General features: G+C 62.2%; 23 protein-coding genes. 14 read left to right on the top strand and 9 right to left on the bottom strand.

Going from position 1 to position 21,519, the window contains the following annotated elements; genetic code table 11:
• Positions 1 to 4: 4 nt before the first annotated feature.
• The 7 genes from ACSW29_RS30740 to ACSW29_RS30770 all read right to left on the bottom strand — a co-directional run bounded on the left by ACSW29_RS30740 (position 5) and on the right by ACSW29_RS30770 (position 7,549).
• Complete coding sequence (locus tag ACSW29_RS30740; RefSeq protein ID WP_003942425.1) at positions 5 to 841, bottom strand: SDR family oxidoreductase; 837 nt, start codon at positions 839 to 841, stop codon at positions 5 to 7.
• Complete coding sequence (locus ACSW29_RS30745; RefSeq protein ID WP_003942430.1) at positions 838 to 2,367, bottom strand: aldehyde dehydrogenase family protein; 1,530 nt, start codon at positions 2,365 to 2,367, stop codon at positions 838 to 840. Before ACSW29_RS30745 ends, ACSW29_RS30740 begins: the two co-directional genes overlap by 4 nt.
• A complete protein-coding gene (locus ACSW29_RS30750; RefSeq protein ID WP_064074906.1) occupies positions 2,364 to 3,089 on the bottom strand; it encodes a transglutaminase-like domain-containing protein in 726 nt (241 codons plus the stop codon). Before ACSW29_RS30750 ends, ACSW29_RS30745 begins: the two co-directional genes overlap by 4 nt.
• Positions 3,086 to 4,549, bottom strand: coding sequence for a cytochrome P450 (locus ACSW29_RS30755; RefSeq protein WP_019750067.1), 1,464 nt, complete (start codon positions 4,547 to 4,549; stop codon positions 3,086 to 3,088). The genes ACSW29_RS30750 and ACSW29_RS30755 overlap by 4 nt, the downstream gene beginning before the upstream one ends.
• A gap of 67 nt (positions 4,550 to 4,616) precedes the next feature.
• Complete coding sequence (locus ACSW29_RS30760) at positions 4,617 to 5,819, bottom strand: NAD(P)/FAD-dependent oxidoreductase (RefSeq protein ID WP_003942429.1); 1,203 nt, start codon at positions 5,817 to 5,819, stop codon at positions 4,617 to 4,619.
• Entirely contained in the window at positions 5,816 to 7,204 is a 1,389-nt protein-coding gene (locus tag ACSW29_RS30765) for a cytochrome P450 (protein ID WP_003942426.1), read from the bottom strand. The genes ACSW29_RS30760 and ACSW29_RS30765 overlap by 4 nt, the downstream gene beginning before the upstream one ends.
• Positions 7,205 to 7,228: 24 nt before the next feature.
• Complete coding sequence (locus tag ACSW29_RS30770; protein WP_003942421.1) at positions 7,229 to 7,549, bottom strand: 2Fe-2S iron-sulfur cluster-binding protein; 321 nt, start codon at positions 7,547 to 7,549, stop codon at positions 7,229 to 7,231.
• A gap of 127 nt (positions 7,550 to 7,676) precedes the next feature.
• Here ACSW29_RS30770 and ACSW29_RS30775 point away from each other — a divergent pair, with 127 nt between their 5' ends.
• From ACSW29_RS30775 to ACSW29_RS30840, 14 genes are all read left to right on the top strand, one after another.
• The gene (locus ACSW29_RS30775; RefSeq protein ID WP_003942428.1) at positions 7,677 to 8,678 is read left to right on the top strand and encodes an AraC family transcriptional regulator; all 1,002 of its coding nucleotides are present in this window, start codon (positions 7,677 to 7,679) and stop codon (positions 8,676 to 8,678) included.
• A 702-nt stretch (positions 8,679 to 9,380) separates the two neighbouring features.
• Positions 9,381 to 10,904: an MFS transporter gene (locus tag ACSW29_RS30780; protein ID WP_019750069.1), complete on the top strand. Its 1,524-nt coding sequence runs from the start codon at positions 9,381 to 9,383 to the stop codon at positions 10,902 to 10,904.
• 13 nt (positions 10,905 to 10,917) lie between these two features.
• Positions 10,918 to 11,514: a universal stress protein gene (locus ACSW29_RS30785; RefSeq protein WP_003946090.1), complete on the top strand. Its 597-nt coding sequence runs from the start codon at positions 10,918 to 10,920 to the stop codon at positions 11,512 to 11,514.
• A complete protein-coding gene (locus ACSW29_RS30790) occupies positions 11,432 to 11,953 on the top strand; it encodes a PaaI family thioesterase (protein WP_231915899.1) in 522 nt (173 codons plus the stop codon). The genes ACSW29_RS30785 and ACSW29_RS30790 overlap by 83 nt, the downstream gene beginning before the upstream one ends.
• Before the next feature lie 91 nt (positions 11,954 to 12,044).
• Complete coding sequence (locus ACSW29_RS30795; protein WP_003946087.1) at positions 12,045 to 12,281, top strand: hypothetical protein; 237 nt, start codon at positions 12,045 to 12,047, stop codon at positions 12,279 to 12,281.
• A 77-nt stretch (positions 12,282 to 12,358) separates the two neighbouring features.
• A complete protein-coding gene (locus ACSW29_RS30800) occupies positions 12,359 to 12,559 on the top strand; it encodes a three-helix bundle dimerization domain-containing protein (protein WP_003946083.1) in 201 nt (66 codons plus the stop codon).
• Between the two features lie 5 nt (positions 12,560 to 12,564).
• Complete coding sequence (locus ACSW29_RS30805; protein ID WP_003946081.1) at positions 12,565 to 12,846, top strand: hypothetical protein; 282 nt, start codon at positions 12,565 to 12,567, stop codon at positions 12,844 to 12,846.
• Positions 12,847 to 12,952: 106 nt separating this feature from the next.
• A complete protein-coding gene (locus ACSW29_RS30810) occupies positions 12,953 to 13,984 on the top strand; it encodes a magnesium and cobalt transport protein CorA (protein WP_003946088.1) in 1,032 nt (343 codons plus the stop codon).
• Between the two features lie 231 nt (positions 13,985 to 14,215).
• Complete coding sequence (locus ACSW29_RS30815) at positions 14,216 to 14,815, top strand: hypothetical protein (RefSeq protein WP_003946084.1); 600 nt, start codon at positions 14,216 to 14,218, stop codon at positions 14,813 to 14,815.
• A gap of 95 nt (positions 14,816 to 14,910) precedes the next feature.
• Positions 14,911 to 15,078 carry a hypothetical protein gene (locus ACSW29_RS30820; protein WP_003946089.1) on the top strand — a complete coding sequence of 56 codons (168 nt, stop codon included), beginning with the start codon at positions 14,911 to 14,913 and terminating at the stop codon, positions 15,076 to 15,078.
• Positions 15,079 to 15,220: 142 nt separating this feature from the next.
• Positions 15,221 to 15,838, top strand: a complete 618-nt coding sequence (locus ACSW29_RS30825; protein ID WP_003946082.1) for a hypothetical protein — start codon at positions 15,221 to 15,223, stop codon at positions 15,836 to 15,838.
• Positions 15,839 to 17,155: 1,317 nt separating this feature from the next.
• Complete coding sequence (locus ACSW29_RS30830) at positions 17,156 to 18,112, top strand: hypothetical protein (RefSeq protein WP_147343839.1); 957 nt, start codon at positions 17,156 to 17,158, stop codon at positions 18,110 to 18,112.
• 57 nt (positions 18,113 to 18,169) lie between these two features.
• A complete protein-coding gene (locus ACSW29_RS30835; protein ID WP_003946437.1) occupies positions 18,170 to 18,880 on the top strand; it encodes a hypothetical protein in 711 nt (236 codons plus the stop codon).
• A 72-nt stretch (positions 18,881 to 18,952) separates the two neighbouring features.
• A complete protein-coding gene (locus ACSW29_RS30840; RefSeq protein WP_003946439.1) occupies positions 18,953 to 19,414 on the top strand; it encodes a DUF5956 family protein in 462 nt (153 codons plus the stop codon).
• Positions 19,415 to 19,602: 188 nt separating this feature from the next.
• On the opposite strand, the gene ACSW29_RS30845 is transcribed toward ACSW29_RS30840, so the two are convergent.
• On the bottom strand, positions 19,603 to 20,091 hold the full coding sequence (locus ACSW29_RS30845; protein ID WP_003946436.1) for a HEPN domain-containing protein: 489 nt from the start codon (positions 20,089 to 20,091) through the stop codon (positions 19,603 to 19,605).
• 37 nt (positions 20,092 to 20,128) lie between these two features.
• On the bottom strand, positions 20,129 to 20,884 hold the full coding sequence (locus ACSW29_RS30850) for an ApeA N-terminal domain 1-containing protein (RefSeq protein WP_003946434.1): 756 nt from the start codon (positions 20,882 to 20,884) through the stop codon (positions 20,129 to 20,131).
• Positions 20,885 to 21,519 lie beyond the last annotated feature (635 nt).

Consider the following 21,519-nt stretch of genomic DNA (forward strand, 5'->3'; position numbering starts at 1 on the left):
CAGGTCAGTTGTTCCGAATTCTGTCCAGGTAGGCCTGACGTGCCCCCATGTCCACGTCGTCGAGGAATACAGAGTCTGTGTCCAGGGCCGATCCGAGCCTGGTGGCGAGCCGTTCGGGGACGAACTTCATCGCTGCGACCATGCTCCCTGCGAGGCGAGTGACGCGCACGAAGGGCCGCGGTTTCTCGATCAGTTCGCCTGTCACTCGAGCGATTTCCTCGGGCTCTGCATTGCGCAGTCCCTTGGCTCCTGCTGTCCCAGCAACGAGTTCGGTGTTGGTGAACGTGGGCCGCACTGTGGACAGCCGCACGCCTGACTTGCGGTATTCCAGTCGCGCCGCCTCCGTGAATCCGATGACCGCGAATTTGGTGCCGCAGTAGGTCGCCAGACCGGGGACGGCGAGCTCGCCGGCCAGTGATGCGGTGTTGATGATGTGTCCAGTACGACGAGGGAGCATCCGTTGAAGGGCGAGTTTGGTCCCAAAGATGACTCCCAGGACGTTGATCTCGACCTGCCGCCGGGTCACCGCGTCGTCTTCCTCGTGGGTGTGCCCGGTGGGCATGATGCCCGCGTTGTTGATCAGCACGTCGAGGGGGCCGAGGTCTCCCTCGACTAGGTCGAGAAAGTCTTTGAACGAGTCAGGGTCGGTGACATCGAGGCGGGTGACAACCTTAACCCCCAGTTCGGCGGCGGTCTCCTTAGCACGTGCCTCGTCGATGTCGCCGATGGCCACGCGGTGACCTCGTCGGATCAGCTCCTTCGCGGTCTGGTAGCCGATGCCGCGGGCTCCCCCGGTGATCGCCACTGTTTTCGCGGCGGTATGGGGATTGTGTGTCGTCACTTGCTGTGCTCCTTGTTCAGGCCGAGGCGTTGTCGTAGACCGCGACCGGCTGCTGCACGCAATACTTTTTCGGCGATGGCCGTACGTCGGGAGGTGTACGGGTACCACGTGAGTTCTCGTGTCAGGACAGGGATCCGCGGCTCGGTCACGGACTGGACCCGGCAGTATTTGTGAAGTCCGTAGGCGCCGCCTAGTCGCGCACCGATACCTGAGGCCTTCCATCCACTGTGCGGCAGTGTGGTGGCGAAGAGGTTGCTGAAGACGTCGTTGATGTTGACTGCACCCGCGTCCAGACGTTGTGCGATACGCCGCGCACGAGCATGGTCGCGGGTCCACACTGTGGCAGACAAGCCGAACGCCGAGTCGTTAGCCAGGTGGATGGCCTCGTCCTCGTCCGCGACACGCATCACAGGGATCGTGGGGCCGAAGGTCTCCTCGGTCATGCAGGCCATTGTGTGGTCGACGCCGACCACAACGGTTGGAGCGTAGTAGTTCCCGACCGCGCTTAGGGTTCCGCCGGCCAGTACCTGCGCACCTGCCGCCACTGCCTGGCTGACGTGGCGATCGGCTATCTCGACCTGTCTCGCCGTGACCATCGCACCTACGTCGTCACCTGCCGCGGCACCTTGGGTAAGTGACCGTACTCGTTGAGCCAGCCGGGCCACGAACTCGTCGTAGATCTCAGAGACCACATACACCCGCTCGACTGAGATGCAGACCTGCCCCGCGTTGAACAGACCGCCCCACGCGATCCCCTCCACAGCACGAGCAAGGTCGGCGTCCTCCAGCACGATCGCCGGATCTTTACCGCCTAACTCCAAGCTCACAGGCTTCAATTGCTCGGCACAGCGGATCGCGATTGTCCTCCCGGTGGCTGTCGAGCCCGTGAACTGAACGAAGTCAGCGGCGTCCACGACCGCAGCACCTGCTTCGCTAGCACCCACAACATGCGCCAAAACCGGTGGGGCGCCGATCTCGTGCCAGCCCTCGACGACTCGTGCACAGGTCAGTGGCGTCTCTTCCGAGGACTTCGCCAGGACTGCGCATCCGGCAGCCAGCGCAGGAGCTGCATCCATGAGGAAGAGGGTGATCGGGAAGTTCCACGGTGTGATGAGCCCGACAACCGGGTACGGGTGGTAGGTCTTGGACAACCGTTTCGGCAGACTTAGCAGACCTGCGGATCGGACTTGCTCGTCAGCGAGAAACTTCTCGGCATGGTTTGCGTAGTAGGTGATGAACTCGCACGATGCTGTCGTCTCAACCAGGGCGTCGGGGCGCACCTTGCCTGTTTCGGCTTGCAGCAGATCGGTGAGTTCGTCGGTGTGAGCCAGGATCCAGTCTCGCCAGCGATGCAACCATCGGGAGCGTTGCCGCGGGCTTGCCTGAGCCCACCCGAGCTGAGCGCGGCGGAGATCGGCCGCGATGCTGTTCACGGTCTCGCGGGTATCGATGGGGACGGTTGCGACCAGCCGGCCGTCGGCGGGGTTGCGTACGTCCAGGGCATCCGCTGTGGTCGCCGTGCTCATCGGGCCTCCGGGAGTGAGTGGAGCCCGCGGGCGATCCCGTCGGGCTGGGTGCATCTGTCGGGTGTGTCGGTGAAAGCGTCAGCGAGCACGGGGGTGCGCTCAAAGATTCGCTGTCCATAGGTATGCCGAAGCTCGGTCAAGATCGTGTTCAAAGGCAGGTCGTCGAAGACGCCGCGCTCGCGGACATACTCCATGTGCAGGGCTCCGTCGGCGGCGAAGGCGTGCAGGAGGGCGTCGTGCTCGCCGTCGAAATCCACCGGCGGCACCCCGAAACGGGCACACAACTCGGTGTTGAACGCCGGGGTCGCCTTCATCCACCGGCCGTTGACGTAGAGATGGCTGTAGCCGTGATAGACGAACAGGTCTGTGCCGCCCATGAGCGCTCGCAACGCTTCGGTCTGCAAATGATTTCGGACGTCGGCAAACCCCAGTAGCGCCGGAATCCCTGCCGCACGGCACACCGCGGTCAAGAGCACCGCCTTCGGGACGCAATAGGCGCGCCCGGTCTCGAGGACGAAGCTTGCTCGATAATGGGCGGGATCGTCCGACACCGTGTAGGGGTCGTACCGGATCTGGTCGCGGACGGCGGCGAAGAGGCGCTTCGCCTTGTCCCGGTCGGTGCCCGCATCCCCAACCGCGGCGGCGGTGAACGCCCGGACGGACTCGTGCTCGATGTCGAGGAAGTCGGTCGCCCACGAGTGCGCCAGCGGTGCCTTATTCATCTGCGCTCCAGAGTTATCGGCAACCCGTCGACCGGAATGGGGAGCGAGGTGTTGTCCCACCTCGCTTCATACTGATCGGGGACCGTCCAGGTGTAGGTGCGTAGCATGTGGTGCAGAATCGCCTTGACTTCGAGGGTGCCGAAGTGCAGACCGATGCACTTGTGTACCCCTCCTCCGAAGGGGATCCACCCGAGGCGGTGATTCTGGTCCTCACGCCGCGGTTCGCTGAAGCGGTCAGGGTCAAAGGTGTCGGGGTCGGTCCAGCACGACTCGTCGAAGTGGTTCACCGACGGAGCCACTGCCACCAGGGTGTCCGCCGGGATGTGGTGGCCGGCGATATCCACGTCTTCGACCGTCTTGCGCATCACGATGGGCACGGGCGCCACCAGACGGAGTGTCTCCTTGATCACCAGGTCGAGAGTCTCCAGTGAGTCCAGGTCGTCGATGTCCGGGCGGCGTCCACCGAGTCGGTCGGACTCGGCCCGCGCCCGTTCCTGCCAGGCCGGGTGCTTGGCGAGGAAGTAGGCGGCAGCGGTGGTGGTGATGGTCGATGTGTCGTGGGCCGCCATCATCAAGAAGATCATGTGGCTAACGACGTCCTCATCGGTGAACGCCTCACCGTCGGCCGTGCGCGCATGGCACAGCCCCGCAAAGAGGTCGCCTCCTTGGCCACTTCGAGCCGCCGGCAGGTGCCGGGTGAAGTAGTCCTCCAAGAGCGCGCGCCCACGGACTCCCGCTCGCCAACGAGTCCCCGGTAACGGGAAACGGATGATCGAGCTGGCCGCACGCACGGTGGCCACGAAGGCGTCGTTGATGGCATCGGTATCCTCGCTACCCCCCCGACCTGCCATGAAGACCTTCGTGGCGACGTCGAGAGTTAGTGCCTTCAGCAGCGGGTAGATGCGCGTGGTGGATTGTCCCGCTGTCCACCCTGGGATGCTGGCCTCCAGCGTCGGGCCGAGCTGGTCGACGTAGCCGGCGAGTCGGTCGCGGGTGAACGCCTCCTGCATGATCCGCCGATGCATCCTGTGTTCGTCGAAGCTCATCAACATCAGGCCCCGATGAAAAAAGGCATCGATGAGATAGGTCCACCCGTCCTGGGAGAACGACTTCGCCTTGGTGGTCAGCACCTCCTGTATGGCATCCGGTCCGGCAACCGCCACTATTTTCGTGCCGAAGGCGCCCATCCACGACACAGGTCCTAGCCGCTGGTACCTGGCCCGGGAGAAGTTAGATCCGAACCGGATGTAGTCCAGGGTGTGACCGAGCAGAGGCATGCCAGCGGTCCCTAAGACCGGTTTGAGGCCTGACCCCGCCGGGGGCGGGGCGAGCTCTCGGACAGGCCACCGGTCACTGGCCCCGAGCAGGGCCGCGTCGACCCGACTCGGCAGTGGCACCATGAGGACCGACGAGAGTCGCTCACGACCCTTCGCCAGCGGGAGATGGATAATGTTCGTCACTTGTGTTCCTTTCCGAAACGCAGCCCGCACTCACCATTTCGTACCCATCGCCCGAAGACCCGTCATCTCAGGCGGAGCTGGCAAGCGCCAGTTCAGTTCGGTCGATGGGGAGTTGCTGCGTGATTACCCGCTTGCTGAACATGAAGTCACGGGGGCGGTTGATGCAGTCGGCGCCAATAAGCTCTCCCTCACGGAGGTAGAAGCAGGTGAAGTCGCGGTCTCGGGTCGGGTCTCCGCTGAGGATGACTTCGTCGTAACCGGTGTTCAGACCGGCGATCTGGAGCTTGAGATCATATTGATCCGACCAGAACCATGGAAGCGCCGCTATCTTCTTGGACTTCCCACACACCGTCGCGGCAGCGACCTTGGCTTGCTCGTGCGCGCTCGGCACAGACTCCAGGCGTAGAGGGCGGCTGTAGCGAGCCATGCTGTGGCTTGCGCAATCCCCGGCGGCCACGATGTCGGGGTCGCTGGTCCGGGCCTGGTCGTCGATCACGACGCCGTTATCAATGACCAGACCTGCGGCGGCGGCAAGATCGGTGTTCGGCTCAACGCCGATGCCGACAATGACGAGGTCAGCGGGAATTGACTCGCCACCGGACAGAACTACTTCACGGACCCTGTCCTCGCCGGACAGAACCTCGACCAGCACACCCGTCCGGATTTTCACGCCCTCCTGCCGGTGAATACGGTCGAAGAACGCTGATACTTCGGGGGCAGTGACCCGCTCAAGGACGCGCCCAGTCGCCTCGAGCACGGTGACCTCCAGCCCCAGTGCACGCAACGAGGCAGCCGTCTCCAGTCCGATGTAACCGCCGCCGATGATCACTGCCCGACGTCCTGCGTGGGCGGCCACTCGGATCATCTCGACGTCTGCGACTGTGCGTAAGTAGTAGACTCCGGCCAAGTTGGCTCCCGGGGTGGGGAGTCGCCGAGGGCGGGCGCCAGTGCACAGCGCAAGCTGGTCGTAAGCTAGTGCGCCGCCGGTACTCAGTGAGAGATGACCACCCGAGCGGTCGATCGCCTCCACCGTCGCATTCAGGACTTGGATTCCCTGCTTGCTATAGAAATCGGCATTGCGGATCGCAAGCTCGTCGAGTGTGCTCTTCCCGGCCAGGTACGCCTTCGACAAAGGAGGGCGTTGGTAGGGCAACGTCGACTCATCGCCGATGAGAACGATCTCGCCGGTCCACCCTTCCTGTCGAAGACTGGCCGCGAGTTGGGCTCCGGCATGGCTGGCCCCGACGACGAGGGCCCGATGTAAGGTCATACGTCGGATTTCGGGGTGAGACGGACCATCATCTTGCTGATGCCCCTGACAAAGTTGGACTGCACATACTCGGGCTCGCCGACGACCTCGATCTTTTCGAAGCGAGAAAGCAACTCTTCCCAGAGAATCCGCAGCTGTAATTCCGCCAGTCGGTTGCCCATGCAGCGGTGGACACCGAAGCCGAAGGAGATGTGGTTGCGAGCGTTGGCCCGGTCGATGATGAAGTCGTCGGGCCGATCGAACATCCGCTCATCACGGTTGCCTGAGGCGTACCACATCACTACCTTGTCGCCCTTGCGGATGAACTGCCCGTTCAGCACGGTGTCGGCCTTGGCGATCCGGCGCATGTAGGCCAACGGTGTTTGCCACCGAATGATCTCCGAGACCATATTGGGGATCAGGTCAGGGTTCGCCTTCAGCTTCTCGAACTGGTCAGGGAACCGGTTCAACGCGAGAACACCGCCGCTCATCGAGTTCCGCGTCGTGTCGTTGCCTCCGACGATCAGCAACACAAGGTTGCCCAGGAACTCCATCGGTCGGTCGATCAGATCCTTGGTGTCTTCGTTGCTCTGCAACAGGGTGATCAAGTCGAATCCGGGTTCCTCCCCGGCAGCTGTCCGGGCAGCCTTGTCGCGCCAGAGAGTGCTGAGACCTCGCGCCATGTCGCGCATGCCGCGGAACACCTCGTCATTGTCCGAGGGGCCGCCGTTGGCTTGCTCCATCGAGGATGCGAGATCAGACCAGTAAGCGAGCTTGCGGCGCTGCTCGTAGGGAAAGTCCAGGAGGGTCGCAAGCATCCGAGCGGTCAACTCGACCGAGACGTTCTGGACCCAGTCGAACGGCTGATCCACGGGCAGGTTGTCCAGCACCTCCTGGACGCGCGATCGAATCAGACCCTCCATCTCACGCAGGTTCTTCGGTGCGACCACGCCTTGGACAGCGGCCCGCTGCGCGTCGTGTCGTGGCGGATCCATCGCTATGAACATCTCGATATCAAGAAAACGAGGTGGAACCCCGATGACGATCAACGGCTCGGCGGAGAAGACCTCGTGGTTCTTGTCGACGGCCATGATGTCGGCATGCCTTGTGACGGACCAGAACGGCCCGAACGGACTGTTAGGCTGGTAGTGGACCGGAGCCTCGTTGCGTACGCGCTCGAAGTACGACTGCCAGCGCCCCTGGCGATAGAGGAAAGGGTTGCTGAGGTCGATGTCGGCGAGTTCGACGTCCTCCACAGGAGGGATGGGGCTCTCGATGAAAAGCCTCTCTCCGTTCGCTCCGGTCACCCATCGCCGCGTCTTGTCGTACAGTTGTGCGCCCTGGATCTGCCGCTCCATCGGGATAGTCGACTGAACCTTAGCGGCGATTGCCTCAGAAAACTTCATTGCGTCTTATCGTCTCTCTCGTCGTCACATCTGAAACTCAGGCATTAGGACGGTCAGGCCGTCCCACGCCTCGGAGACCGGAATCTGGCAGGACAGTCGAGAGGTCGGTTGACGCTCAGGGTTCATCGCGAGCATCTCCTCCTCGTCGGAGCCGGAGAGGCCCACCTCCTCGGACCACTGCGGATCGACGATCACATGGCAGGTGCCGCACGCGGCCTCGCCTCCGCAGTCGCCGTCGATGCCGGGCACTGCATTGTTGGTCGCGACCTGCATCAGCGACTGTCCTTCTTGGAAAGGGACCTCGTGCTTCTTGCCGTCGTGTGAGACAAAGGTGACAACTGCCATAACCAACTCCTGATACGTTGTCCTCGCCTTGGGAACTTGATCAAAGTGTCGTCGGGGATGACCGCTACGGCTATGTTCTGCGGAGTCAAAAACTTGTGAATTCGGCTCAAAGGGATCTGGTGAACCAATGATCCTCGATGACGAGGGTGTGCCCCCGCTCCTGTTCGTGCAATTGCTCGAGCGCCAAGCATTCGACCCAGACGCCGTCGCGCGGCTTCGCAACATCATGTCTCGCGAAGGAACCGACGAGGCGACGCTGATTCAGCGCGACGTTCAGGCCCCCATACGGTGGTTTCGGGAGGTCTACCCCGAACTCGACGTCGACCAGGCAACACTGCTCGGCTTTGCGTTCGCTGAACAGGCCCAGTTGACGTCCTTCGGCCCGTTGAGTTCTCCGCTGGTCAGCGCAGGCTCGGTAGCCGAGATCGTGGAGTTGCTCACCTATCTGCCGTTGATCTCGACAGCTCTCAGTCCACAGTTCCATCCAAGTGACCACGGCCTCACCATCGGGTTCACCGCACACACAAGCGATCCGGCCCTGGACTGCCTGGTCGTCGCCTACTGCGGGTCGGCGCTACTGCGACTGCTTGACATGCTCGCCGGCGACATGCCTACCGTCACACTCCACTTGAGTTGGCCGGTGCCACCCCTCCTGTCCAATCATGAGGACTTAATAGCCGGGCGCCTGTTTTTCGGCGCTCCGATGTCCTTCCTTCATGTTCCCGCGGACACGCTTAACGAGGTTTGCCGGTTCTCCGATCCCCTCACATACCGACTCGCCATCGGCGATCTGCAGCGAACTCTCGACCAGCGGGGCAGGACCACGTCGTTTTCGGAGAAGACGAGACGGCTGCTGGAGAAGGAGCCCGCACAGGGGAGTATCCACTGGGTCGCACGCGAGTTGTCGATATCCGTCAGCACACTCAAGCGGCGCCTCTCCGAAGAGGGGACCACTTTCCGCGAGTTGCGCCAGTCATTCCTGCGCGAGCGTGCGATGCTGCGGCTACTCGACCGATCAATGTCGGTGACTGAGGTCGCCACGGAGCTCGGATACAGTGACCTCACCAACTTCTCACACGCCTTCAAGCGATGGACCGGCCGTTCTCCGAACGAGTTCCGGCATCCATGACGCTGAGCCGCCCGGTCTCCGGCGGGTTGAGGGGGCTGGCGGATGCGGTAAATCAGTGTGGGGCCGTTCCCAGTGCATGAGATCAGTGGTACTCCAGGGGCCGACCAAGATTTCGGTCCGACAGGATCTTCCTGAGTCTCGGGGTCACCGCAACGGCGTGATCAGTGGTGGAATCCGCGTCGACGTGGGCACTTTGCAGCCAAAGCGAGGGGTTATGCCTGCTGTGTGGGCATGGGCATGTGCTCGGGCATGATCATCTTTCTCGGAAGTGACAGCTCCGCATGGGAACCTAGATTTTCCGGATTGAAGGCAGGTGCTGCGGCAGTTGTGGCCGCGGGCCGGAGCGCCAGCCGACCACCTTTGTTCGAGAACGCCTGCTTGGGCACGTCAAGACACCCCCGAAGTTGGGCGCGGCCGCGTCGAGTAACCGGTTGCGTGAGCGTGCTAGCCGCGGATCGGCCTGCTCGTCGACTGCGGTGAGTGAGTCGGTCGTGGCGTGGTCCGGGGCGGTCATGGGAGCGCGCTCCTCCGATTCGTCTCGTTCAGCCCTGGGCGTATGTGTCGACTCTATCCCGAGCCCCCACCACTATGATACGAATGGTCTCGTACCGAGACTGTTGGTCTTTGAGTTGGGAGGCGCCGGTGGACACACCTGGGACGGGCGCTGTTGAGATCGACCGGTGGACCAGGGCCGAGTGGTGGATGCTGACGGTGTCGTGCCTGGCGGTGGCGCTGGTGGTCGCGGCCATGGCGGCGTTGTACTCGGCGTTGCCGCAGATCGCGGTCGAGACCGGGGCGACGCAAGCCCAGTTGACCTGGATCGTCGACGGTTACACGCTGGTGCTGGCGTGTCTTGTGCTGCCTGCCGGAGCAATCGGTGACCGTTACGGGCGTCGCGGTGTGCTGGTCACGGGGCTGGCGGTGTTCTCGGTCGCGTCGGCGCTGCCGCTGCTGCTGGCCGACCCGGTGTGGCTGATCGCAGCGCGCGCGCTGGCCGGGGTGGGCGCGGCGCTGGTGATGCCTTCGACGCTGTCGATCCTGACCGCGGGGTTCGCCGCTGCCCATCGTGGCCGGGCGGTGGGGGTGTGGGCCGGAGTTGCGGGGTCAGGGGCAGTGCTGGGCATCCTCGGCGCCGGGGTACTGCTCGAGCGGTGGTCATGGCCTTCGGTGTTCGTCGGGTTGACCGTGGCGGGGGTGGTGCTGGCGGGGTTGGCGTGCACTATCGCCGAGTCCCGAGAGAGCGAGCATCCCCCGGTGGACTGGGTGGGTGCGGCGGTGGTGGCCGTCGCGATCGCGGCGATCGTGTTCGCCGCGATCGAGGTTCCCGCGCGGGGCTGGGCCGACCAGCTCGTCGCCGCTATCGCCGGGGTCGGTCTCCTGGCAGCGGTGGTGTTTGTGATCGTAGAGCTGCGGTCTTCTGCGCCACTGCTGGACGTGCGGTTGTTCGCCCGCCGCGGTTTCGGGGCCGGCTCGCTGTCGGTGACCATCCAGTTCCTGGTTACCTTCGGAGTGTTCCTGCTGTTGGTGCAGTACCTGCAGCTGATCCTCGGCTATGGGCCGCTGGCCTCGGCACTGGCGTTGGCGCCGATGGTGGTGCCGCTGGTCGTGATCTCGGTAATCGCACCGTGGTTGTCGAGCCTCGTCGGGTTGAAAGTGATGACCGTCTCAGGACTGCTTGCCATCGCTGCCGGACTGGTGCTGGTAAGCCGGTTGACCGTGGCCGCGGACTATCCCGGCCTGCTGTGGCCGCTGCTGATCATGAGCGCGGGTCTGGGATTGTGCACCGCCCCGGCGACCTACGCCATCGTCGCCGACACCCCTGCGGCCAAACAGGGGGTCGCCGCCGCGGTCAACGACGCTGCCCGCGAGATCGGCGCCGCGATCGGGATCGCCGTGGCTGGCAGCGTGCTCGCCGCAGGCTATACCCACCACATCCAGCCCGCTCTGCCCCAGCTTCCCGAGCCCGCCCGCGGCCCGGTCGCCGATTCCCTGGCCGCTGCTCTGCAGGTCGCTGACCAGGCCGGACCGGCGGCCCAACCGCTGGCCGAGTTCGCCAAGGCAGCGTTCGTGCACGGCAGCAGCCAGGCCGCGCTCACGCTGGCCGCCCTCACCGCCGCCGGGGCGATCGTGCTGGCAGTCCTCTCTCCCGGCCCCACCACCCGCCGCTCCCGCGCGTCACGCACTCACACGAACACCCCTCCCCGCTCGAACACCCCCTTCTCGTGAAAGAGGCCCCATCATGACGGCCTATCGCACGATCCTCGTCGACACCGACGGATCCGACTACTCCTACCGCGTGGTCGACCACGCCGCCGAGCTGGCTCACGTCACCCACGCCCGACTCCTGATCATCTGCGCCCGTCACGACATCGACGAACGCGCACTCGGTACTGACGTCGACCGGCTGCGAGGTACCACACCCACCGACGCCATCCTGCGCACCGCGCACCAACATGCGATCGCCCACGGCGCCGTCGACATCGAAACTCGCATCCTGCCCGAGCCCACCGTCCGCGCACTGTTTCACCTAGCCGGCCCGACCGCCGACGACCTCATCGTCACCGCGAACCCCCACCGGTCACCACTGGCCCGGCTACTATTACCTCGCCGGCCGAGCTTGCCCACAAAGCCCACTGCGACATCCTCATTGCTAATGGTGAGGACACCTACGGAAGGCGTCCATGACCGAGCACACACCCAACACCAACACACCCGAGACCGCCGGCCCCGAACCTTTCGAGGCCGAGGACTGGATCCGTACCTTCGCTGTGGCGCCGCCCGAACACGTCGACCTGCCGCCTCACCACCCCCACTGCCTTGGTTGCGGACCGGCTAACCCTCACGGCCACCAGTTGCGCGTCCGACGCGACGCACACGGCGTCTACGCCCACCACAGCTTCGATTCCCGCCATGTCGGCGCCCCAGCGATTGCCCACGGGGGCGCGGTCGCCACCGTCCTCGACGACTTGTTCGGGTTTCTGCTCTACACCGTGGGAGAGCTCGCCGTCACCCGCCACCTCGCTATCGACTACCTCGCCCCGGTCCTGCTCGACACCCCCTACACCCTCCGCTCTCACATCCACTCCCGAGCAGGCCGCAAACTACACCTGCGAGCCACCATCGAAAACAACCACGCCCACGTGGTCACTACCGCCACCGCACTGTTCCTCATCGTCGACATCGACCACTTCCTGACCCCCCGACACAACGCCTCGGCGGCGACCGCGCCCACTACACACGAAGACCAACAAGGCCCTCAGATGGACAGTCCCTGACGTGTCCCTCTAGCCGATCCGCGGGGACTGTTTCTTATTCGGTGTTTCGGCCCGAGCCGCTGAGTAAACGCTCAGCGAGGGAGGTGCCGTGATGACGACATTGGAAGATATGACGAAGAAAAAGGCCGAGCCCTCCGCGGAAGCTGCGGCGCGCGCCATCAGGTCGCAGAACGCGGCGTTGCGGCCGTGTTCGGTCACGACGACGGGACGGTGCTCATGGTTTCAGGGTGAGAGATTGCGTGAGGATCGCATCCCGGTTCCGCGCACCCGTTTGCCGGTGTGGGGCGAACTCGGCCGGTCGGGTTCGACTCGTGGCAGCAGAGCGTGACTACGTGCTGATTGTCGCCGCGGCCGATAGTCGTCTCTCGTGTTGAACTATGGGCAGGTGGGGCGCAGTATTTACAGATGAAGACCGAAGAGGAAGAGCGTCTGATCGCTCATGCGGTGAGTAGGTTGTCTGCGAAGTATCCGTCGATCTCGGCTGATGTCGTGGCGGACGCTGTGGCGTCTGCTCATGCTCATTTCGACGACAAGGTGCGTGATTTCGTTCCTCTGCTCGTCGAGCGCATGGCGGGGGAGAAACTTTCCTCGCTGGTCGCTTCATAAAGGCCGTGTCCGCGGCCGAAGAGTCCGATATTGCGCAGGCGAGAGTGTTTCTGGCTCTGTTGAATTCGGAGATCGACGAGTTGTCGGAGCGGATCGAATCCGCGCTGCGCCTGGTGCGGGGTACGCGCCCGGTCGCACCTGAGTTGGCGTCGGCGGCGCGCACCGATGCGGCGGCTCTGCGTAAGGACCTTCATCGGGTGCACGCTCTTGTCGAGCAACTGACACGCCGGTTTCCTACCGCCAATGTGCCCGCGGAAGTGCCTGCCGCACATTCTTTCCGCAGCTGATCGGTTTCCGTCGCAGCGCTGATCGCGTTCGGTGCGCGGTCAGCCGCTATCCTGAGTCGCCCTCTTCTGCATGGGCAGGGAAGCACAGGGACGGTGAGCTGCGGGGATGGATCGACAACCACCATCGAGTGCTGCCGCTGCTGTGGTCGACTGCGCCGTCTATGTCGACGGGGTGCGACTCCCCGGCACTCACACACCGGAGAGTGCGTTGGATGAGGTTCGGCGTCGGGGTTCGGGGTTCGTGTGGCTCGGGTTGTTCGCACCGACCTTCGAGCAGATGACGGCAATCGCCCAGACGTACGGCCTGCACGAATTGGTCGCCGAGGACTCGGTGCACGCGCATCAACGCCCCAAACTCGAACAATACGACAAGGTGACCGTGTTGGTGATGCGCACGGCCCACTACCTTTCACCGACCTCGATCCGCACCGCCGACGACATCGTCGAAACCGGTGAGATTCTCGCTGCTGTCGGGTCGGATTTCATCGTCACCGTCCGGCACGGCGCGCATACCGCGTTGGCGGGCGTGCGCGCCGAACTCGAAGGATCGCCGGAACACCTGCAAATCGGGCCGTGGGCTGTCCTGCACGCGGTGATCGACCGGATCGTCGACGGTTACCTGGGAGTGGTCGGATCGGTCGACGTCGATATCGACACTTTGGAAGTGGAACTGCTCAGCCCCGATCGTCACACCCCTATCGAGCAGATCTACCTCGTCAAACGCGAAGTGCTCGAATTACGGCGTTCGGTCAACCCCCTCGCTGCGGCGCTGTCCACGCTCGCTGCCGCCACTGCGTTGCCGGAGCCGATTCCCAAGGACGTACACCGGCATCTGCGTGATGTCGCCGAACACCACGCCGCGGTGGCGGAACGGATCGTCGAGTTCGACGATGTCATCAGCTCTCTCGTCGCTGCGACTCTTGCTCGGGTCAATGTTCAGCAGAACACCGATTTGCGCAAGATCACCGCGTGGGCGTCGGTGGCGGCGTTCGTGACTGCGTTCGCCGGGATCTACGGCATGAACTTTCAGGACATGCCGGAACTGCGATGGCGATACGGGTACCTGCTGTGGTGGATCATCGCGGTGACCGGCGCGGTGTCGTTGTTCACCTTGTTCCGCCGAAAACGCTGGCTGTAAAGGCCAGCATCTGAAGGTCTTGGCCGGCTGCGGCCGGAACTCCTCGAACCGAACGGAGGTGAACGACCGAACCGCCCTGCCTCCGCGCGACCACGCTGTTGCCGGGCGGGATTGCGCAGCAGGTCAGGTCGAAACCACTGTTACGCAGATCGATTCCGTTAGTCTCAACCGTCCGTGAATGGTGGGTGTGCAGGCGATCGACGATCGGGGATCGAAGAAGGAGGGGGACAGGTGTTCGGTAGCGCCGGCAATGATGCTCGACTAGTGCGTCCGCCTGCGCTGGGCACCGCCCTCGCTGCCGTGCCCTTTCTCGCGATAATTGCGGGAGTCCGCTACGACTGGTGGCAGTACCCCACAGCCGCAGTCATTTTCCTCGAACCCGCCACGGTATGTTTCGCGCTCCTGGGACTCCTTGCCATCGGGGTGTTCTGGGTTGTCCGGTCCTACGGTTTCTGGAAACGGGAGCAGCGCCTGTCGTGGCGGATGGGACCTGCCCCTCTGGTCGTGGTAGCGACTGCTCTCGTGTTCTTCACGGTGCAAACGCCAACGGATCGCGCTTTCGATCGAGCCAATCCAGAGATGGCGGAGCTTGCGGACTCGATGCTGCGTGACGGTACCGAGCATCTCGGCCCCACCGAGATCGACGGTTACGAATTCTCCACTGTCTTCATCCGGGTGGACAACTGTGTGTACTTCGTCGATAGCAGGCGGAGCACCCCCACTGAGGTCGTGGGGTGGTTGTACACAGCGAATTGCACTCCGAATTTGGATCGGTTCCGCCGGCTCAAACCCGTTGCTGAGAACTGGTTTTCCTTCGAGCAGGGCACCTAGAGGTCTTGTCTGGACCTATGAGATCTCAACGCAGCTGGGTCTTGTAACGCGTGGCGCAGCGTGCGAAATGTGCTCGTCTACCAATGTGAGGGGAAATGCGAAATCTTCAGATCTCGGTGTTGGCTTTGTTCGTGCTCATTGTCGTGGTGGCTGTTTCCGTGTGGTCGGAGAGCGAGTATGTCCGCACACCGTTGTTGATTGCTTCGGCTGTGACACTGATATTGGTGATCCTGTTGGAGATCAACATCCGCCGCTTGAAATGAGTGCGCGGAGAACATTGGGGAAACAACTTGAAAAACAACGAGGGGATCGACCGCGGGCGCGATGGATGCCCGCAGCGCTCTGGGTCGGTCCGAGGGTGGCATCGCTGAGGTCCGCCCTTCTACATAGCGATACGGTGAGGCGATGCGAAAGCTGAGGTCGTTGGGTGAATGGGTAGCAGCTGATCCGCCTGCATCGTCGAAGCCTCCGGGGCCGATTCTTCTTGCGTTCACTGTTGTTCCGGTTCTTGTGTTGATGTGTAGGCATTACGGGTGGTGGCCTTCCCCGTTCGGGGGTTTCCGATGGTTGGATCCTTTGCTCGTTTCTGCTGCGGCGTTGGTCATTCTGGTGATGGTGGGGTTGGTGTGGGCGATCCGCACGCTGTACGTCGTGGGTCAGGACCGGCGCTGGTCGTGGTGGATCCTGCCTGCGCCGCTCGTCGTCACCGCCGCGGTCGCTGTGGTGATGTTGGTGCCTCAGGTGTCTTTCCTCGACAAGAGCGGAGAATTCGAGACCATCGCACTCGACCTCCTCAAGAATGCGGGAACTGTTGCCGAACAGTTGGAGATCGGCTCGTTCGATATTCGTCGCACCCGTGTCGTACCTCCTGATGAGGTCTATTTCATCGACAACGGCAGCATGTTCACCACGACGCGGGGGTGGGTGTACTCACCCAGCGGGACACTTTCTGGGTTCGGCCACTTCTCTGCAACGCATCTCGGCGGCCCCTGGTACGAGTTCACAGCGATCTGGCGCGACTAGCTCAACTGTTCGTTCGCCATGAAAGGACTTGAGAAATAGCGCCGCTCGCGGTTCTGGGGCCGGTGGCTGTTGTTTCTACTGCGCGACACCTGTTGCAATCTGCTAGGTTCGCGGTGAAAGCCTTTGAGCTGCAACGACCGTGTTCCCAAATATCTGAGACGGCGCTGTACCCCAAGAGAATGTGCAGCGATCCTGCTCGACGGAATGGACTTAGTTGTCCTCGGGCTGGCCGGTGCCGCCGTTCCGCCGACCAGAGCGCGCGCGGTGGTCGCCCGTGCACGCAGCAAAGGTTCCTGCCTGGTGGTCACCGAAGGGCGATGGGACGGTGCGGATATCCGCATCGACTCCCACGTCACCAATTACACGGGGATCGGGCAGGGCTATGGCCGCATCACAGGCTTCTCCGTCGATATCGAGGTCAAGTGGGCCGGGGGATACGCCCCGGTCCGGCAGGTTCGATCTGAGCCCCACAGCCCGGGCAGTGGGGTGGACGGCCCACGCTCCCGAACAATCGGCTCCGCTTCCACTTCCGCAGGCGCTATGACCGCCCCGGACTTCAACGGCTGGCAGGAGCCGTGGCCACTGACCCCGACCCTGCGCCCACTACTCCCACAGCCCCAGCCGGTCATCGTCGAAACGAACCGCGCCCTGCCCTTGGCGAAGAACGCCACGCGCCCCGACAAGCTCCCTCTGCGCGTACTCGCCGGAGGACTCCGCCTCGAAGGCACCATGCCAAAAAGCTCTATGCGTGGGCGCTCCTCAGTTCTCTGCACTAAGCAAGCCTTCTCGTCTGAAACAAGGCGGATCCGATGCCTCGTTGACCCCCAGGACCCCGGTGCGCGCCCACCTCGTCGGATGCGCGGCTGTAGATACCGACGGCACCCAACTTCATCGAGACAGGATCGCCACCTGATCAGGGACCAACGTGCGATAGCCATCGAGATACACACGCCCACAACCGTCGAGTTCGACAAACACCGTCGCTCCACCCGATCCATCGGCCCGCAGAAGTTCGGTGTGCGCGACACGGGAAGCGGATCGGGTACACGGCGGCGCAATAGGCGCTGTCGTCACAGCCCGAGCCAGTTCAATACTCTCCTCGCGCGAGAGGCGCACACTCGATTCTGTCGAAAACTCCTCACCCTCAACAACATAGCGGCAAACCAGCTCAATCCTGAGGGGAAACCCGGTCCGGGATCTGTTTTCCATTGCGGCAAAACATCTTTGATGTAATCGCCAAAGGGGTTCTCTCTCGAAATTTTTCCAGTGAAGCCCTAGCTTGAAACCGCGCGGTCGGTTAGTCTCACACGGAATCACTTGCTGGCCTTAGCTAACCGGTCAATTTCGCAGGCAGCCATTTCGCTGAGCTGCTGCACCTCACTGGAGGTACTCCGCGTGGTCAAAACGAATTTGTGGAAACGTCGCACACTGGTCTCGGTCGTACTCATGGTGCTATCCCTGGCTGTTGCACCTGTGGCCGGCGCCTCGCCAGACACACTCGACCAACCTGCCCCTGAGTCGCCCGCTGTAGAGGAATATCCCTCGACTGATCTTCCTCCGGAAATGATGCAAGTTCCCGGTGCTGGGCAGCAGTGTGTCAATACTGCGCTCGAGCGCAACATCTCCAACTGGGTCTGCAACGGAGCGATGTTGATTACTCCCGACGGCCAGGAGGTGCTTCCGGTCGTCCCTCGCCCTGACCTTGTGGAGCCGGTGCCACCTCCGAATCCGCAGTCACGGCTAAATGATGATCCTGACTACGACCTCTGGTGTGAACCGGATTCGAGTTCCCCATGCATCAGGGAAATCGCCCAGTACCAGTCGGAAGCGAAGAGCAACATGATCTACGGCGACGAAGACGGTGTGGTGGGAACCTTCGATTGGATCGTTCATTTGAATTTGAACGGACGGTCCACACGAATCACTACAACAGTGATCCATGACGAAGGACCTTCGCTGAATTTCATTCGGCACGACGCCCATTGCCGTGAAGTGGTTCCCGGACCGATCCTGGATACGAGTTGCGGAATCAACTACATGGGATCACCGTTCACTGTCTCGGAGGCGAGCCCCAGATTCAACTACGGACCAGCTCAAGGGTCGAACATCGTCGATGCCGGCACGTACTTCATCGAAGGGCGTATGCAGTTTCAGCCATCCGGCTACGACTATGTCTGGTCGATCCCGACAACGGCTTCAGTATGGGGTCCTGGGCCACAGAGCGAACGATTTATCTGCCCCACCCAAAACCGAGTCTGCTATTTCAATCGCTGATCCGAAACCCCCTGCACGTCAATGTCTCTGCCTGACAACCAAGCAAAGGACAAAGGTATGACATCTCTACGAAAAATCATTCCAGGAGCGATCGCCGCAGCAGCTGTTCTTGCACTGGTAGGTGCGTCCCCAGCTCAAGCGGAGGTGCGCACCGGTTGGATCGGACCCACTCCACCGGTCAACGGCACGATCTTCCTCCACACCTCGACTATCGACAACGGGGGAGTGCCCATCGCGAGCAGTCGGATCTACACCTCGTTCGCCAACGTGGTCTCCCCGGGCATCATGGGAGCGAAGGCGCGGCTGTTCCGCGAGGGCGCCCTGTGCAGTGCCACCGATTACCGGTTCAATGCCCTCATCTCCAACTCCCAAGTTGCCAGCACGCAAAGGGACTGCGGTGCAGGCTTTTACAACAGTCACGGATTCGTAGCAGTTCTCAACCAGTCGAACGGCGCCATCAACGAATACGTCACGTTCCCGACCGATCCGCTCCAGTTCCCTGCGCCCTCAGCTCTTCAGCGCCAGCCAGCTCTCACGGCGGGCGAGAGCGGAGTCAACGCAAGGGGCGAGAGTTACGGGGACGCGCTGAACGTTCAAAGCGACGCTGAGCTGCCTGACTTGGTCAGTGCTATCGGATCCGACCTGCAAGCCGGATTCGTCCGTGCCAGTGATCTGACGGCGCAACCGTCCACCGATACCGCGACCACGAGAATTGTGCCGCTTCTTTCGCGAGAGGGCGAGACAATCGGCCAATTCCAGATCGGGTAGTCGACAAGCTCACCTCGGCGGCACACACTCTGATGGTGTGTGCCGTCGAGGTGATGTCAGGAGGTCCTACTGATGAGCCAGCAGTGGAGCGATTTCCCGGTCTCCCACGAGCCGAGCAGTCTGCCGGATACCGTCGAGGGTGGGCACTATGTGCGAGTCGCAATGACCAGCCACGATCTGATGACCGTGTGGGCGGCAGGACCGGCCCGCGCTTTCCGTGTTGCCGTCCCGATCTCGGCTCGCCCCCCGGTCAAGGTCACTCACACAAACCCGCGGACTGGCCAGCGAGAGAGTCACTTCGAGGAGTTCACCGACGACGATCAAAGAACGATCGATGAGTTCGTCAATTTCGGCCTTCAGCTGGCGGGAATCGCGAAGTTCCCCAGCGGTTTCGACTGGTATGTACGAGTGCCCAGTCGAATCAAGGATGCGGCGGAGCTTGCGGACGAACTTCGCGCCAAGAATTCAGCGCCGGACGAAGTCGAAGCGTTGACGATTATCACCGCTACGTACAACAGGCTTCTGGCCGATTGAATCTGCTGGCAGATGCTGGCCCCGCCGGGCTGTAGATGTCACGTATTTTTTCGCATGGGGGACGTGTCGTTTAGCCATGTCAAAGGGCCTAAATGCGCGCCGGATGTTCTGAAACCAGCCCTCTGGCGCGGTACAGGTTCGGCCGGTCGGGTCTCTCAGAGCTAGGGGACAGGGCGTTGCCGTAGCGTTCATGGTCCAGGACGGGACGCCCTAGCGCCGAGGACTGCGCGCTTCAATGCGCCTTGTCTGAGCGATTTCAACTGTGTCCGCTCCGGGACGCCGAGTTTGGTCATCGCGACGAGCACCAGCAGGGCGACCCCAGGTTCATAGAGGTTGTACCAGACGGTTTCGGACATTTTGCGCTTGTGAGGTTCGTCGCCGTGTGCGAGATGGTTCCGAGCATTTTTGATGTTCTTAGCCCATACCTCGATGTCGGGAATGACCTGACGTACCGCGGCCGGTGGAGGGATCTGTGCGAGGGCGACGCAGCGTTCGCGGTAGTCGAGAGATTTTGGGTGAAAACCCTTGTGCAGTGCCTCGATTGCGCCGCACAGTCCAAGTAGCTTGGTTTCGTAGTACATACTCGATTCGCGTTGAAGTGCGATGACGGACAGCGTCCCGTAGTTCGCCTTCTGGTGCAGTTCGTGCCAGCCTTCGAGGAGGGTCGGCAGATCCACATCGTCGAGTGTGAAGTTGATAAGCGTCGTGCCCGAATCATCGAGGTCGGTGTCCTCGCTGATCAGGTCCGAGCTCCACCAGTCGAACTGCCGATGCGCTTGTGGGATTGCGGGAGAACTTGATGCGCCGTACGTGGGCGGGCCGATGCATCGCCAGCGTGATCAGGTCTGCCAGCCGCCGAGAGATTTCGATGTGGGCGTTGATCGAAAGGGGTTCGGCGCTGGTCACTCGAAATGCTGTCCGAAAGTGTGCAGGAATGGACATACCACCGCGGGAGAATTGACCGCCGGATGCGTAATGGCTGGACGTGGAAACCGTGACCTCGACGTTGCCGTATTTTCCCGAGAGGGGCGCGCTGACCGGGATAGTGAAAATATAGGGCTCGTTGGACTTTTCAGGGTGGGATACGGCGATCTTGACGCCACGGGCCCAGTAGGTGAGGTAGTCCAGTTCGATGACGGACTCGGTGAATGCGAGTTCGTCGGCGTCGTTGACGTGGGAGTCTCCGATGACGAGCCCTGACAGCTTTATCGTTTGGTCGGTGTACTTCTGGCCATTTGTGAATCCACCCTTTTCCGAATCGATGTACGTCTCGAACAGGGACACCGCGCGCCCACCGGAATTGCCATGGACAGTGCGAAATCCCAGCTCGTGAATATCGTACAAATCGCCGTGCAAGTCGAGTCGCGGCTCTGTGGAATCACTGAGCGTGAGAACGCCCGGCACGGTGCGAGAAGGGCCGTTCGAGTCGGGTACCCACCATTGTCCGTGGAGTTGCTCTGTCGTCGCCATGAGCTAAGGCTAAGGTCGTCCGGCCGGTTGACGGCGCGACGACATGCGGATGGCCTCCGGAGTCTGGGATGGGGGATGTCGGTGTGGGGGTGTTTGGTTGGTGTGGGTGGGTTCGGTGTTGGTGTTTTAGGGTTTGACCTGCGGTGATGACATGTCCCCGGGGGTGGTTGTTGGGGGTGTGTGGTGCGCCGGCGTTTTGGGTGCCGGCGGGGGGCCGCTGGGGCCGGCGGGTGGTGTGGGGGTGTTGCTAGGGCTCGTTTTTTGGGTGTTTTTGAATGTTATTGTGTGTCAGTAGGTTTCGGTATTCGGTTGGTGTTGGGTTGGTTTCGCGGGTTGTGCACGGTGATGGTTTCGTTAGCGTCGAATGTTGTTGCAGTGGTGAATATTTCGGTGTTTCTGGATTTCGGGTTGTTTTGCGGTTTGGCGGGTGGGGGTGTATGATTGGGAGCATGATGATGGCGAGGCAGTGGACGCGAGACGGGGCGCTTTTCGTGACCCTTCCCCTCCTCCCCAGCCTCGTTCGGGTGTCGGGTACCGGTTCAGACGTTGCGATGAATTCGATTGGTGAGAAACAAGTTTCGGAATTCAGAGGAGCGAAGCGACTCGATCGACGGCAACGGCACTCGACCCACTGC

The sequence above is a fragment of the Rhodococcus sp. GB-02 genome (assembly GCF_053470465.1).